Origin of the sequence: Noviherbaspirillum suwonense, assembly GCF_900182955.1 — a bacterium.
GTDB classification, from domain to species: Bacteria; Pseudomonadota; Gammaproteobacteria; order Burkholderiales; family Burkholderiaceae_D; genus Noviherbaspirillum_A; species Noviherbaspirillum_A suwonense.
In genome coordinates this window covers 94941-110138 of sequence record NZ_FXUL01000012.1, presented here as the reverse complement: position 1 = coordinate 110138, position 15198 = coordinate 94941, and the positions used below count along the sequence as shown (strand labels likewise).

The following is a 15198-nucleotide window of genomic DNA, read 5'->3' as shown; positions in this document are numbered from 1 at the left end:
CTCCGGGCGATGGCGTGGCTCGCCCCTGCGGTGCTGCTTGCAAATTAATCATAACGACGGAGACAAACATCATGGACTTTCATCGCAGACAGATTTTGCGTGCCGGCGCCGCGGCGGGAATCGCATCGTTAACGCCATTGTCGTGGGGGCAAGGCGCAGCGCAGTTCAAGCTCAAGCTGGGGACGGACCTGCCGATGACGCACTCGGTCAATGTGCGGCTCAAGGAGGCGATCGAAGCGATTGCCGCCGAGACGAACGGGCGGGTCGCCATCCAGCTGTTTCCGAACAATCAGCTGGGGAGCGACTCGGACATGATGTCCCAGATCCGGTCCGGCGCGCTGGAGCTGGCCACGTTCCCCGGCACCGTCATGTCCACCCTGATCCCCGCCACGGCCATTACCGGCGTCGGCTTCGCCTTTTCGTCCTATGACCGTGTCTGGGCAGCCATGGACGGCGACCTGGGCGGGCATATCAGGAAGAGCATCGAGAAGGTGAATCTCGTACCCTTCGACACCGTGTGGGATAACGGTTACCGCCAGATCACGTCCAGCACGCGTCCGATCCGCACACCCGATGACCTGAAGAACTTCAAGATCCGCGTGCCGGTGGTGCCGCTGTGGGTGTCGATGTTCCGCGCGCTGGGCGCCGCGCCGGTCAGCCTGCCGCTGAGCGAGGCGTATCAGGCGCTTCAGACCAAGGTTGCCGATGGCCAGGAAAATCCGCTCGCCCTGATCGAATCGGCAAAGTTTTATGAAGTCCAGAAATACTGCTCGCTGACCAATCATTCCTGGGACGGCTTCTGGTTCATTGCAAATGGACGGATCTGGAAAACCATTCCGAAGGACGTGCAGCAGGTCCTGGCCAAGCACATCAATGCGGCCGCGCTGAAGCAGCGGGAGGACATTGCGCGCGCCAACCTCGACCTGCAGAAAAAGCTGGAAAGCAAGGGACTCACATTTAATGCCGTCGATTCCGCTCCCTTCCAAAAGGCGCTGCGCGCCACGAATTTCTACACGCAGGTAAAGGAGAAGTTCGGCGAGGAAGCATGGACGCTGCTGGGCAAATATGCCGGCGACATCGCGTGAGCCGATCATGACCATCACATCGACTCACGGCGGCCATGACCGGGCGGTGCCATTCGGTGCAACCGTCACGGCACAGCGGGCACGCCGCATCGAAGCGGTCTTCGGCGCCACGGTGGAGTACCTCGCTGCGCTGCTGATCGTCTGCGAGATCCTGATCCTGCTGGCAGGCGTGATTGCCCGCTACTACCTGTCCACCCCGCTCCCGTGGACCGACGAAGCGGCATCCATCCTGTTCCTCTGGCTTGCCAGCCTGGGGTCGGTCGTTGCCTTCCGGCGGGGCGAGCACATGCGCATGACCGCGCTGGTCGCCAGGACCTCGCCGGACAGGCAGGCATTTCTCGATACCGTCGCCATTGCCGCGGCGCTGGCCTTCCTCGTGTTCGCGCTTGGCCCGGCCTATGAATATGCATCCGAGGAAATCCATATCGTCACGCCTGCGCTCGAACTCTCGAACGCCTGGCGCGCCGCGGCCTTGCCGGTGGGGCTTGCGCTGATGGCGATGATGAGCTTGATCCGCCTGTTCAAGTCGGGCAACTGGCGGCTCATATCGGCATCGGTTGCGGCAGTTGCGGTCCTCTTCGCGGTCTTTGCAGCCGCCAGGCCGCTGCTGCAGGACCTTGGCAACCTCAACCTGGTGATCTTCTTCGTGGGCGTGTCGGGCATCACGGTCCTGCTCGGCATTCCGATAGCCGTGGCATTCGGCCTGGCCACCTTCGGATTCCTGACGCTGACGACCACCCTGCCCATCACCGTGCTCGTCGGCCGGATGGACGAAGGCATGTCCCACATCATCCTGATATCGGTGCCGCTGTTCGTGTTCCTCGGCCTGCTCATCGAGATGACCGGGATGGCGCGTGCCATGGTCGCCTTTCTCGCCAGCCTGCTCGGCCATGTGCGCGGCGGATTGTCCTATGTATTGATCGGCGCGATGTACCTCGTCTCCGGCATCTCCGGCTCCAAGGTGGCCGACATGGCCGCGGTCACGCCGGTGCTGTTTCCCGAGATGCGCAAACGCGGCATGACCTCGGGAGAACTGGTTGCGCTGCTGGCGACGACGGGCGCGCAGACCGAGACCATCCCGCCCAGCCTGGTGCTCATTACGATCGGGTCCGTGACGGGCGTGTCCATTGCCGCACTGTTCAGCGGCGGGATGCTGCCTGCGCTGGTGCTGGCCGCCGCGCTGAGCGCCGTCGTGTTTTTCCGCACGAAGAAGGAAGTCATGGCCGGCGTCCGGCGGGCCACCGGCCGTGAAATCATCCTGGCCCTGGTCACCGCGCTTCCTGCGATTGCCCTGCCCTTCGTCATCCGGGCCGCCGTGGTCGAAGGCGTCGCCACGGCAAGCGAGGTCTCGACGCTGGGCATCGTGTATACCTTCATCGTCGGGATCGTGATCTACCGCCAGATGAACTGGCATCGCCTGGTCCCGATTCTGGTCGAAACGGCCGCGCTGTCCGGCGCGATCCTGTTCATCATCGGCACCGCGACCGCGATGGCCTGGGCCCTGACCCAGTCCGGGTTTTCCAACAGCCTGGCGGCCGCGATGGCGGCGCTGCCGGGCGGCGCGGGAACCTTCCTGGCAGTCTCCATCGTGATGTTCATCGTCCTTGGCAGCGTGCTCGAAGGTATACCGGCCATCGTCCTGTTCGGGCCCCTGATGTTCCCGATCGCGGCCCAGATGGGCGTGAATGACGTCCACTACGCGATGGTGGTGGTCCTCGCGATGGGCATCGGGCTATTCGCGCCGCCGTTCGGCGTCGGCTACTACGCCGCCTGCGCAATCGGGCGGGTCAACCCCTCCGAGGGAATCCGGCCCATCGTGCCCTATGTGCTGGCGCTGCTCGTCGGCCTGGCCGTCGTGGCTGCCTTCCCATCCATTTCAACCTGCCTGCTGCCGCAGGCAGCTGGCGGCGCCGGCAAGCCGTGAACGGCGTGCGCAGGAACCACAGGCATTTCAACACGAGGAAACCATGAACGCAGAACTGATCGCCCAAAATGCGGCCGCCGCCGTGATCGCCCGCTTCCTGAAAGCGCAAGGCGTCGACCGCGTCTTCGCGCTGTGCGGAGGCCATATCATGCCCATCTGGATGGCGGTGGACGCACAGGGCATCCAGATCGTCGACGTCCGCGACGAACGCGCAGCCGTCTACATGGCGCACGCCCACGCGGACCTCACGGGCGGCCTCGGCGTGGCGCTGGTCACGGCCGGCCCGGGCGTCACCAACGCCATGACAGGCATCGCCAATGCGCACGTGGCGCGGGCGCCCGTGCTGATTCTTTCAGGGACCCCGCCGCGTCCGCAGGAAAACCGCGGCGCGCTGCAGGATATGGCGCATACGGACTTCGTGCGGCCGCTCACGCGATATGCCCGCACGGTCCGCCAGCCCGAGCTCGTGCTGCAGGAACTGGGTGAAGCCGTCGCGCGCGCGCGCGGCGAATGCGGGGAACCCGGCCCGGCCTATCTCGATTTCCCTGTCGACACGCTGCGCGCGATCGTGCCGCCGGTAATGCAGCTGCCGGAGTATTTCGCCGCCAGGCCCGCGGTTCGCGTGCTGCCCGACCCGGTCATGGTCGACGAGGCGGTCGCCTTGATGTGGTCCGCGCGCCGGCCGCTGGTGATCTCGGGGCGGGGCGCGAAAGCCGCAGGCCCATCGCTGGTGCGCCTGCTCGACCGGCTGCATGCGCTGTACCTCGACACGGGCGAAAGCCGCGGCCTGGTGCCGGACGATCATCCGTCGGTCGTGGCAGCCATGCGCGGCTCGGTGATGGGGGATGCGGATCTCATCATCACCATTGGCCGCCGCCTGGACTTCCAGCTGGCGTACGGCTCGCCCGCCGTCTTCGGCGATGCGCGCTTCGTGCGCATCGGAGACTGCGCCGGCGAACTGCGCGACAACCGCCGCGGCGCCGTCGAGCTGCTGGCCACTCCCGAGGCGGCGCTGGAAGCCATCCTGCAGGCGGCGGGTGACCGCAAACCGTCGACGGACCTGGAATGGGCGCAGGCGGTCAAGGCCAGGCATTCTAGCCGGGTCGGCAAACTGGCCGATTCCATGCGCACCGCGCCGCCCGGCGCCGACGGCCTGATGCATCCGAACCGTCTGCTGTCCGTGATGCGCGACGCCTTGCCTGACGACGCCGTGGTGGTGGCCGATGGCGGGGACTTTCTCAGCTTCGCGCGCGTCGGCCTCCCGGCGTCGACCTATCTCGATCCCGGGTCGCTGGGCTGCATCGGCATCGGCACCCCGTTCGGGATCGCCGCCAGCCTCGCCTGCCCGGACCGGACCGTCGTCGTCGCCACCGGCGATGGCGCGTTTGGCTTCAACGCAATGGAGATCGATACGGCGGTGCGCCACCGTGCGCCGCTGCTGATCGTCGTCGCCAATAATGGTTCCTGGGCGATCGAAGTGCGCGACCAGCAGGAAACCCACGGGAAGGTGGTCGGCACGCGGCTGCAATTCGCCGATCACGCGGCCATGGCGCGGGCCTTTGGCATGCATGCCGAACGGGTCGAACGCGCGGAAGACCTCCCGGCGGCAATGGCCCGCGCGCTGGCGAACCGGCCTGCCCTGCTCGATGTGCTGGTCACGCCGGATGCGCCTTCCTCGGACGCGAAATCGGGGCTGGCCTGGGTGCCGGACCTGCAGCCCCTGGCCGCGTGGGATGATGCCGAGCGCCAGTGGCGGCAATCGTGAACGGGAACGCCGGCGCCCTTGCCGCCCGGCGACTTTGCTGAACTGGATTTAACGGGAGCGATCATGGACAGGGCGATTGAATCCATCTTCCGGCTCGACGGCCGCCTGGCGCTGGTCACCGGCGCCTCCGGCGGACTCGGACGGCATTTCGCGCGGGTACTGGCCCGCGCCGGCGCCGATGTCGTCGTCACTGCGCGGCGTGCCGAAAAGCTCGCTTCGCTGGTTGACGAGATTGGCGCGCTGGGCGTGAACGCGGTGGCCGTCGGCCTTGATGTCACGCAATCGGCCGCCGTTCACGGCTGCTTCGACGAGATCGACGCCCGCGCAGGCTGCCCGGACATCGTGGTCAACAATGCCGGCGTCACCATCACGAAGGCGCTGCTCGAGCAGACCGAGCAGGACTGGGACAGCGTCGTCGACACCAACCTGAAAGGCAGCTGGCTGATCGCGCAGGAAGCAGCAAGGCGCATGGTCGCCGCCGGCAAGGGCGGCAGCCTGGTCAATGTGGCCTCCATTCTCGGGCAGCGCGTGGCGGGCGGCGTGGCCCCCTATGCCATTTCCAAGGCGGCCCTGGTGCAGGCAACCAAGACCCTGGCGCTCGAACTGGCGCGCTACGACATCCGGGCAAATGGGCTTTTGCCCGGCTACATTGTGACGGACCTCAACCGGGATTTCCTCGCCAGCCAGGCCGGTGAAAAACTGCGGTCCCGCATTCCCACGCGCCGTTTTGGCCTGCCGGAAGACCTCGACGGCCCGCTGCTCCTGCTGGCAAGCGAGGCCGGCCGTCACATGAGCGGCGCCATCGTCGCGGTCGACGGCGGTCATCTGGTCAGTTCCCTTTGAAGGTGTGACGATGGGCTTGCCAGTCCGCGGTTCGTTGAGAGCATTCGTTCCGCGCTTGGGTGGAGGGCAGGGAAGGTTCGCCGGACCGGCGCAGCGGCCGGCAGTAAGCGGCATACCGGCAAACGGGGCGGCGACGGCGCGGATCGACAGGTCGCAAGCTGCATTATCCGGCGCCGGTTTCGGGAGCGTGTCCTGCCGGCGAATCATGCGCGCCGCGACGGAAGACGAAGGGATGACGAACGTATTGGGGATCGTATGAAAGGCCATAATCGTTGCCAACGCGCGCTTGCCGGTTCGCCGCGATGCGGCTTTACTGGCGCCGCTGTCGAGTCCGATGCGGTTCGCCAAAAACGATAGCTTGTGCTGACGCTGGCCCGGGCCGCGCATATGCTATCTTTCGCATAGATATTTTAAGAAAGTATTTTCATGAAGGAATTGGCAACCTCTCCAAAGCTGGTGGAACAAGTCTACGCCGCCATTTTCTCTGAAATCGCCGAAGGCAAGCTCCCGCCGGGAAGCCGGATCATCCAGGAACAGATTGCGCAGCTGCTCGGCGTGTCCCGGCAACCGGTGCAGCAGGCGCTGCTGCTGTTGCGCAATCAGGGCGTGCTGCATGACGCCCCCGGGCGGGGACTCATCGTTGCGCCCATGGATCTCGACCATGTGCGGAATATGTACGATATTCGGGCCGTCATGGAAGGGCTGGCCTGCGCCAAGGCAGCGGAAAGGAATGCAGCGCTGGCGAAGAAGATCGGGCCCGGTCTGATCGAGAACGGCCGCAAGGCGGTGCTGAGCGGTTCGGTGACGCGAATGATTGCGGCAGATATGAAATTTCATGAATTCATTTATCAGCTTTCGGAAAACCCGTTGATTGCGCCCGCGATGGAGTCCAATTGGGTGCAGACGCAGCGCGTGATGGGCGAAGTGCTGATGCGCGACGAACGGCCGCGAAACATATGGGACCAGCACGTGGAGATCCTGGACGCGATCATGGCCGGAAATTCCGAACTGGCGGAAAAGCTTGCGCGGCGCCATATCACCAACGCCGCCGATTTCATGATTGCGCGCCTGCATGCGCAGCAGCCTGTCGAAACCTGACAACATCCGGCGGTAATGGGGCGACCGCACTTCCCCCGAAGCCCGTTGAAAAACCGGGGGATCCCCATGAAATTCATCGATACGCCGACACTGCGCATCGGCTATGGAGAGCGAAATGAAAGCGGCAACCGTACCGCGATCTGCATCCACGGCTGGCCGGATAGTCCGCGCACCTGGAACGGGGTGGCAGGCAGGCTGGCCGACGCGGGTTGGCGGGTGCTTGTGCCGGCGGTCCGCGGGTTCGCGCCAACGACTTTCCGCGACCCGGGCAAAATCCGCTCGGGCCAGCTTGCCGCTCTTGGATGCGACCTGCTGGACTTCATCGATGCGCTCCAGTTGGACAAGCCTGCCCTCATCGGCCACGACTGGGGCGCGCGTGCCGCCGCGAACGCCTGCGGCCTGCGTCCCGGCGTCGCCAGTCACCTGGCGATGCTCTCTGTGGGGTACGGGACCAACCAGCCGGACCAGGCGCTATCGATGGAAATGCTGCGCAACTACTGGTACCACTGGCTGATGGCCACGCCGCGCGGCGACCAGGTGGTGCGCACCGACGGCCGCGCATTCGCGAAATTCATGTGGGATACCTGGTCGCCACCTGGCCCATGGAATAACCCGGACGAGTTTGCAGCAACCGCCACCGCCTTCGACCAGGCGGACTGGGCCGATGTGACCCTGCATTCCTACCGGCACCGCTGGGGCCATGCCGAAGGCGACCCTGCCTATGACGGCGCCGAAGCCGCATTGAATCCGGCCCCGGTCCTGGATGTCGATACCCTGGTCCTTCACGGGAAAGACGACCGGGTCAATCCACCGGAAACATCCGCCGGCCGCGCGCATTATTTCACTGGGCGCTACGAGCGCGTCGTTTGCGACGGGATCGGCCATTTCCCGCAGCGGGAAGCGCCTGAGCGGATCGGTGACGAACTCATCCGCTTCCTTGGCAGGGAATGACGAACGGCGGCATCGCCATCCCCGCCTGACGATGCGGCGACCTTACCAGTTAGCGCTATTTCGCGGCCGTGTCGGGGTAAGGGAAACGTGCATGGACAGCTTCTCAATGCCGGCCGTCTCTGCGGCCCGCAAATAGCCCCCAAGGTCGTGAAGGCGAGCGCTCGCCTTTGACCGCCAATTCCGGCGGATGGCAGGGCATTGATTCCATCCTTCCGTGTTGATGAAACCGGGTTTGTAAGAAAGCGTAAAACCGCCCGCGCGTCCCTAGAGGATTTCTATAATTGTGCTGGAAAGAAAACTCTCATGAAGACCCCAGTGCGTATCCTTTTGGCGGCAGGCGCCGCGTCGACCTTGCTTGGCGGCTGCGTCGTCTATAGTCCGCCGCCGGTCTACGGCGGAGCGCCGTATTCCTACTATCCGCCGGCCCCGGTTTATGCCGCTCCGCCGGTTTCATTCGGCTTGAACTTTGGTTACCGGGGCGGCGGCGGACATCATCATCGTTGATGCCGTTTTCAGCTTCCTGGAATTGCCTATGGTCCAGAGGTGCATGATGATTCGCGCGAAAGAATCCCGCTTCATTCTCCTGCTTGCAACGGTCGCCCTGCCCGCTCCGGCGCAGGAGCGCCATCACGGTCGCGGCGAGGCGCGGCGCGGCAGCAGTGGCATGGGGATATACACCGTTTCCACGACCATGACATTCATCGCTGGCGTTCGGGCCGCTGGGTGCATGGCGTGCACGGTGGACGGCAGGGCTGGTGGTGGACGGTTGGGCCGGCATGGTACTGGTATCCGGCGCCCGTGTATCCCTTCCCGGATCCTTACCAGCCGCCCCTGGCGCTCGCCCCCGGAGAGCCGCTCCCTCCGCTCCCGGCGCCAGGCATGTCGGCGTCTCCGCGCGGGTATTGGTATTACTGCCGCGACTCGGGCCGGTACTATCCCTACGTCGCCCAATGTCGCAGTCCGTGGGAACGGGTACCGGCAACGCCATAAGGCAGGCGCATCATTGTTGAGCCTCGGCAGAAGACCGCTGAAAGGAAGCAGTAACGGAATTGCCTCGGTCGCATTCGTCCCCTCATCGGAATGGCGCGACCCGAAACGGCCGACTCAGATTCTGTCCCTGCCTGTTGCCCGCCAATAAAGGTTTGAACAAGCGCCCTATACAAATCAGAGTGATATGCTGCCCATGCCACGAGCGGGGAGTCACTAGAGTCTTGAACAACTTGGCGTAGCCCTTTGTCTGCATGCGGCCATTTTCAGTCGGTCGCATGAAACCGGTGAGCGTCAGCTTTTATACAAACTGCAGTCAGCGCGATGCCTTTCCTACCAAAGGGCCAATCGTTGGCCGCGAGCTTAGAAATTTTGACTGCACAAAACAAACTGCCCGATGCTCACCGCTTTTTCAATGAGAGACGCCATGTGCACTAGGTCTTTGGACAGGATATCTGCGCTTAGCTCTTCATCTCATATCAACTTTCTTTCTGCTGCTGAAAGTTGTTATGTCGGAAACTTTTACACTGCAGCAACTAATTTTCTTTGTAGAAACATTAAGTCATTGATAATAATAAACATTTTCCTGTTGGCATGAAAACTGCTCTATCCCTGTACAACAAACAATCACTTTCAGGGATTATCAAATGAAACGCTTTCTGCTCGCTGCTCTGCTCGCTACTGTCGGATTCAACGCTAGTGCGGTTGTCATGGACTTCAATTCCTTAACTGGCAACAATGGCGACGTCAATCGAGGAAAGCACTATGAGGAAGACGGCTTTCAACTCGATACCACTGGTACTAACGGTTTTGCTTCGATTCACTCGGGCAGCGTTGGTTACGACGGAAACACTGGCTTTTTCAACAATAATATAAATGGTGTCACGGTCTTAACAAAAATCGGCGGTGGCCTTTTTTCCCTCGATAGTATCGGTCTGGATAGCTTAGATGGTGGCTATCAAGTCACGGTGACTTTTACTGGAACTTTACTGAACGGCAGCACCACCTCGACTGAGTTCAGGACAAATTCGGCGAATAACCTGCAAACCTTTAACTTCGGTACGTCGTTCGACAACGTGACCTCTGTGAGGTGGACACAAGCCAGCCCGTATCATTCTTTTGACAACATTAACGTAACGGCCCAAGTGCCAGAACCGGGTACGGTTGCAATGCTAGGATTGGGTCTGCTGGCTTTCACAGCAGCGCGCCGCAAGTCAGCCAAAAAATAAGCGTTTCCCGGTAAGTCAGATGAGCCCGCCGCGTGCGGGCTTTTTTGTTGGCCAGTTCGCCTGCAGCTTAGCCTTCCCTATGTTTCCATTACCCTTTCACATTCACTTGTCCCTGCCATGACGCCGCCACGGTCCAGTCCGACTTCGCGGCTGTTTTACTTTGATAAAAGAGGTTATCAAGAGTAGATGAAGGTGCCAACCAAACTATAGGAATGCGTTTTACTCGTCCGGCACAGGTAGCTTCTGCTAATGTTATGAAAGCAGCCGTCAGCCAAATCTAGAGGAACGGCAGCAAAGGGTCGATAGCTCCGGTTCGCTATCGGGCCATGTTCGGCCAAAAGCGGAAACTCGTCCACCCCAACAGCGGTCGGCTGCAAAGGGCCGTTGTGATTTCGGAAGCAGCCATTGCTATCTGATTGCTGTCATCTCTTTGAGTTAGCTTCTACTGATGAGCATGCAACTTTATAGATGGCGGCTGCGTTCAACACAGATACCGGCGCTCCCCTGCGTGCAATCTGGAGCATAGCCTGACCGATAACTTCGGTGGTTAGAACATGTGACGGGAACAGCTTCCGGCCAAGAGTGAGCAAGGGGCTCAAGACTTTATCGAAGATGCGATAGGAATCAGTCTTGGACACTGCGTTGTTCAAGGGCTGAATAACTGCCGGACGCAAAACATGTACATGCTTGAATGGTATGCGTAGCAGTGCGTTCTCCGTCTTACCCCGAACCCTGGCCCACATGCTTGAACCTTGTTCGCTGCTGTCTGCCCCTGCGCCCGATACATAAACGAAACTCGCCTGCGGGCTGAAGCGGCTAAGGCGCTTAGCCACCGCCATCGTAAGACTGTATGTCAGCGCTGTGTATTTCTCCTCAGAGAGGCCCGATGCCGATACCCCAAGGGAGAAAAAGCAGGCATCCACGTTGCGCAGGTCATCATCCGTAATTTCGGATGTGTCTGTCGCAAAATTCGGACGCACCACCTGAACCAGTTTTGGATGGTCCAACAGCAATGCCGAACGACCGATGGAAACCACTCGTTCAACGTCAGCCGCAAGTAGGCACTCGCGCAGAACGCCGCCACCCACCATGCCGGTGGCTCCAAAAATAAGAACTCTCATCGTAACCGACCCTACCCATTCATTGAGCGATTCGCTAGATTTGCGACTCGCCACTCCGATGGCGTTTGTTCCTCCCACTGCCTGAAGGCTCGGAAGAACGAATTCTTGTCTTCGTAGCCAAGCATGTAGGCAACTTCAATGAGCGTCAAGGAAGCGTCAGACAAATGCTCAAGTGCCAACTGATGTCTCGTATCACTCACAAGGGCCTGGAAACTGACACCTTCATCCGTCAGGTGCCGCTGTAGGGAGCGTTCGCTCATAGCCAGTTCTGCTGCGACCGAACGAATGTCCGGCCGACCAGCCGTCAACCGCCGGCGCAGTACCCAGCGGGCCTGCTCAGCAACAGAACCCGACATCAAATGGTGTTCAAGACGCCGGTCCAGTTCTGGCGCAATAACCTCCAACAAGTCCCTGTTGTAAGTGACGAATCGCTTGTCGAGGTCATCTCGCCGGAAACTAATACGGTCTTTCGCGGCATTAAACCTAACTTGGCAGCCAAAATATCGTTCGAGCGCGGACCTCGATGCCTCAGGACGGGCCAACGCCAGCGCGACTGGTATCAACCGTTCTGAAGTTCCTCTGCGGCCAAGCTCCACGAGCGACGCCATCGTGGCATCGACTAGGGAATATGGAATCGAATCAGGGGCAGCATGTGGCCAGCGGAAAACGATGTCGCTGCGGTCACCATCCTCCACGAGTACAACATCCTCGGGCGTGCACAGACGCTTGAACCGGGCCACCCGATTCAGCGCATCACGGAAGTCCCTAGCATGCTGAGCAGCGACGAAAGCCAAGGGCATGACAGCCCCATCCAGACCGGATGCGATGCGTAGCCCGATAGTCGCGTCTCGACTAACGGCTTCGATGGCGCGAAATAGTGCGAAAAACTGTGCCGTGGAAATCTGCGTATCGTCCTTCAGCACAGTGAGCGGCAGTGCTGCGCGGCGGACTACCTCGGCACGGTCGAGTTCAACCCGCTTGAGGCCCTCCCACAGCGCGCCAGGTACCTTCATTTTGTCTGGAACAGAGGTGGTCATTATGTTTATTTGGCTTGGAAGCCGCCATCCACGTTGAGAATGTGACCGGTGACGAAGCTAGCCTCGTCCGAGAGCAGCCAGCTGATGGCATTCGCTACTTCTTCCGGCCGCCCCAGACGATTCATAGGGTGCATCGCAGATATGCTGGTTTCGTCGTAGTTCGGGTCGCCGCCTTCGAGCTGGGCGGCAATGATGTCTGTCTTGATGGCGCCAGGAGCCACACCGTTCACGCGAATGCCTTGAGTGGCATGGTCGAGGGCGGACGACTTGGTCAGGCCGACGACAGCGTGCTTGGTGGAACTGTACGGCCCCGCCCAAGCGATGCCGTTCAGCCCGGCGATGGAGGCAAGGTTCACGATGGCGCCATTGCCTTGCTTCACCATTTGGGCGAGTTCGTGCTTCATGCTGAAGTAGACACCCATGATGTTGGTGTCAACCATCGCGCGATAGTTGTCGCTGCTCGATTCCAGGAGCGTGCCGGTTTCGTTGGACAGGCCGGCATTGTTGACAGCCATGTCGAGACGGCCGAATTCGGCCACGATTCCGTCAATCATCGTCTTGACGGCAGTTTCGTCCGCGACGTCGTTCTGGACGAAGCGAACTTGGGCACCGTCGCGTGCGGCTGCTGAGACTTCGGCCAAGGCAACCGCGCCGACTTCTGCTCGGCGACCGCTCATGACGACGTTAACGCCTTGAGCGACGAGCTTGAGAGCGACAGCTTTACCGATGCCGGTGGCACCGCCGGTAATAAGGGCGACTTGTTTGAACATTGCAAACTCCTTGAGATGGTTAAACATACAGTTGGCACTTCGAAACTGCATGTAAGGAGTATAGGAATAATGCCCTGACGACTATATGCGGAACGCGCCACCCTACTAACAGAATACGCCAAAATTAGTGTTTGACCGGTACGTGATGTCGTTCACCGCTATCACACCACCCATCAGGAACGAAATAGTTAGCGTCCTAACCGTAATCGACCGGTTCCTGATGAAAGCAGACCTTCAATTGACCGCGGCACCAACGTCCGGACAGGGTCGGCAAACGCCCCTCGCAGGAAGAAAATGGGGCTCCTTTTTCAAAGGAGAATCTCATGAAATCCCATTCTGGTACCCCCATCATCTCTGTGCGATGGAAGAAAGGCCGCTTGGTTGGGCAGAAGGCGCCGTTGAAGCTGAGAGAAATCTGGGCTATCCGCATTCGGCTGCGGCTTGCAGGCAAGGTGCGAGATCTAGCGCTGTTTAATCTTGTCATCGATAGCAAGCTGCGTGGCTGCGACTTGGTCAGTCTGCGAGACTGTGATATCGCGCAGGGCAAAAGCATCTTTGCGCGCGCAGTGGTCATGCAGCGCAAGACACATCGTCCAGTCCAGTTCGAGATTACTGAGCAAACGCGACAGTCAGTAGCTAGCTGAATCGAAAAGGCTCATCTCGCAGCGAACCAGTGCCTGTTTCCCAGCAGGGTCGCGAAGTCGCCTCACTTGTCCACCCGGCAGTACGCGCGCATCGTCGCCTCGTGAGTGCGTTCGATCGGGTTGGATGCTGCTTCTTATGGTACCCACACCATGCGGCGAACGAAAGCAACGCTAATCTACCGCCGCACGAAGAATCTTCGGGCCGTTCAGTTGCTGCTTGGCCATACCAAGCTTGTGAGCACGGTGCGTTACCTTGGAATCGAAGTAGATGACGCGCTCGAAATAGCCGAGCAGACAGAAATTTAGCGGTAGGCCGGCAGATATCCCGTCACCGAAACGAGCGCTGACCGGCCACAAGCGGTCATTCATCACAGCACCTGCTTCGTCCGCTTACCATTCCATAGCGGACGTCAATGCGCGGTCTAGGTACAGTACCGACCTGAGCTTTTTCGGTTTGCAGTCGTGTCGCATTCCATCAAAGCAAAGCCAAAATCGATGATTATTTCTGCAAGCTCCAAGCCGCAAGCCGCAAGCCGCAAGCCGCAAGCGCATGCGCATGCGCCGCCATCACTTTAATCGTTCAAGATCCAATAAAGAAATTGAGCACCCACACGGCCGAAAAGGATCGTAGTAGTCCCTTTTATTTGAAAATGCTCGTTAGTGTACGAGTAGCAATTGCTGCAAGCACAGGAGCGATCGAAAGTGCAAGGGAAAATGTCGACATAATAAAACCTTTAATTCCTAATATTTCAACATTTCCTATGTATAAAAACTTAGGTCTGGTTAGTCCAATTTTGTTGTTTTATAAGAAGTATCAACCTGACGAATATGACAGAAATCGTAAAGAAACAGAGGGCCGCTTCCTTGGTGATGACTTTAATTATCAACTCATGAATTTCATTCGCCCGTCTCGATAAAAATCCAAACGTACCTCCCGTTCAGGTCGCAGCGGCACATTATTGCGACGCCCTATAAGCCGAGATCACCGTTTCAATAATTTATCAAACTGTTGAAAAACGACTTGCATACTGCGGTGTAGGGCTCGGCAACGGAGTAACGGCGGCGCCGCCCCGTCGCCTGCGCATCTGCCTCGTCTGGCAGTCAATCAGCGTGTTGCCACTGAGAGCGCAGAGATAGAGGCAATAGCACGGCTGGCGGCAACGATAGTGAAGGACGGCGACACGCTGATTCTGGATACCGGGACGACGACGGCAACGCTCGCCACGCAACTAGTGAGGAGGCACGGCCTGCATGTCATTACCAACAACTTAATGGTTTTGCCTTTGTTCGCCGACGAAGAAGAAATTGCCGTCACCGTCATCGGCGGCGAATGAGGAAGATGAGCATGGGCACTTTCGGCCCCTGGCAGAACTGGCGTTGGGCCGAATGACCGCGGACAAACTTTTTCTCAGTGCCGAGGGCCTTGTAGCCGGTCGCGGCCTATGCGAAGCGGACGTAGACCAAGCTGCACTCAAAGCGAAGATGATTGGACAGGCTACTGAAATATTTGTGCTTGCCAACTCTTTAAAGCTCGGATTCTCGGGCCATCATGCATGGACGCCGCTGGACAGGCCATGGACCCTGATTAAAGATCGAGGCGCAGGTTCGGCACACCTGGACCCATTTAGGGCACTGCCGGACGTGAACGTCCTAGTTACCGAAACCGTCCTCCGATAAGACATGTAGGTCCGGCAAGAAATCGTCGCTCCAGAAATAGAGGTATGTCCCTTAAGAGTGATTTTGC

The 15198-nt window shown here is 59.9% G+C and carries 13 protein-coding genes and 1 pseudogene; 11 read left to right on the top strand and 3 right to left on the bottom strand.

Features of this window, described 5'->3' with window-relative positions; genetic code table 11:
* Window positions 1-71 precede the first annotated feature (71 nt).
* From QOL82_RS15985 to QOL82_RS15950, 8 genes are all read left to right on the top strand, one after another.
* Entirely contained in the window at window positions 72-1085 is a 1014-nt protein-coding gene (locus QOL82_RS15985) for a TRAP transporter substrate-binding protein (RefSeq protein ID WP_283443289.1), read from the top strand.
* Between the two features lie 7 nt (window positions 1086-1092).
* Window positions 1093-3009, top strand: a complete 1917-nt coding sequence (locus tag QOL82_RS15980; RefSeq protein ID WP_283443288.1) for a TRAP transporter large permease — start codon at window positions 1093-1095, stop codon at window positions 3007-3009.
* A 43-nt stretch (window positions 3010-3052) separates the two neighbouring features.
* Window positions 3053-4774, top strand: a complete 1722-nt coding sequence (locus QOL82_RS15975; RefSeq protein WP_283443287.1) for a thiamine pyrophosphate-binding protein — start codon at window positions 3053-3055, stop codon at window positions 4772-4774.
* Window positions 4775-4837: 63 nt separating this feature from the next.
* The gene (locus QOL82_RS15970) at window positions 4838-5617 is read left to right on the top strand and encodes an SDR family NAD(P)-dependent oxidoreductase (protein ID WP_283443286.1); all 780 of its coding nucleotides are present in this window, start codon (window positions 4838-4840) and stop codon (window positions 5615-5617) included.
* A 426-nt stretch (window positions 5618-6043) separates the two neighbouring features.
* Window positions 6044-6715: a GntR family transcriptional regulator gene (locus QOL82_RS15965; protein ID WP_283443285.1), complete on the top strand. Its 672-nt coding sequence runs from the start codon at window positions 6044-6046 to the stop codon at window positions 6713-6715.
* Window positions 6716-6781: 66 nt separating this feature from the next.
* Window positions 6782-7666 (top strand): alpha/beta fold hydrolase, encoded by an 885-nt coding sequence (locus tag QOL82_RS15960; protein WP_283443284.1) that lies wholly within the window; start codon window positions 6782-6784, stop codon window positions 7664-7666.
* Window positions 7667-7864: 198 nt separating this feature from the next.
* A complete protein-coding gene (locus QOL82_RS15955) occupies window positions 7865-8170 on the top strand; it encodes a hypothetical protein (RefSeq protein WP_283443283.1) in 306 nt (101 codons plus the stop codon).
* 1130 nt (window positions 8171-9300) lie between these two features.
* The gene (locus QOL82_RS15950; RefSeq protein ID WP_283443282.1) at window positions 9301-9882 is read left to right on the top strand and encodes a PEP-CTERM sorting domain-containing protein; all 582 of its coding nucleotides are present in this window, start codon (window positions 9301-9303) and stop codon (window positions 9880-9882) included.
* Window positions 9883-10304: 422 nt separating this feature from the next.
* Here QOL82_RS15950 and QOL82_RS15945 read toward each other — a convergent pair whose 3' ends face one another.
* From QOL82_RS15945 to QOL82_RS15935, 3 genes are read right to left on the bottom strand one after another with little or no spacing between them, the layout of a single operon-like run.
* Window positions 10305-11003 (bottom strand): Rossmann-fold NAD(P)-binding domain-containing protein, encoded by a 699-nt coding sequence (locus tag QOL82_RS15945; protein ID WP_283443281.1) that lies wholly within the window; start codon window positions 11001-11003, stop codon window positions 10305-10307.
* Window positions 11004-11014: 11 nt separating this feature from the next.
* The gene (locus tag QOL82_RS15940; protein WP_283443280.1) at window positions 11015-12040 is read right to left on the bottom strand and encodes an AraC family transcriptional regulator; all 1026 of its coding nucleotides are present in this window, start codon (window positions 12038-12040) and stop codon (window positions 11015-11017) included.
* 5 nt (window positions 12041-12045) lie between these two features.
* Window positions 12046-12810 (bottom strand): SDR family NAD(P)-dependent oxidoreductase, encoded by a 765-nt coding sequence (locus QOL82_RS15935; RefSeq protein WP_283443279.1) that lies wholly within the window; start codon window positions 12808-12810, stop codon window positions 12046-12048.
* A gap of 323 nt (window positions 12811-13133) precedes the next feature.
* Between QOL82_RS15935 and QOL82_RS15930 the strand changes: the two are divergent.
* From QOL82_RS15930 to QOL82_RS29270, 3 genes and pseudogenes are all read left to right on the top strand, one after another.
* Window positions 13134-13760 (top strand): annotated as a pseudogene (locus QOL82_RS15930) (tyrosine-type recombinase/integrase).
* Window positions 13761-14479: 719 nt separating this feature from the next.
* Entirely contained in the window at window positions 14480-14788 is a 309-nt protein-coding gene (locus tag QOL82_RS15925; RefSeq protein WP_346772300.1) for a DeoR/GlpR family DNA-binding transcription regulator, read from the top strand.
* Window positions 14760-15131, top strand: a complete 372-nt coding sequence (locus QOL82_RS29270; RefSeq protein ID WP_430438496.1) for a DeoR/GlpR family DNA-binding transcription regulator — start codon at window positions 14760-14762, stop codon at window positions 15129-15131. The genes QOL82_RS15925 and QOL82_RS29270 overlap by 29 nt, the downstream gene beginning before the upstream one ends.
* Window positions 15132-15198 lie beyond the last annotated feature (67 nt).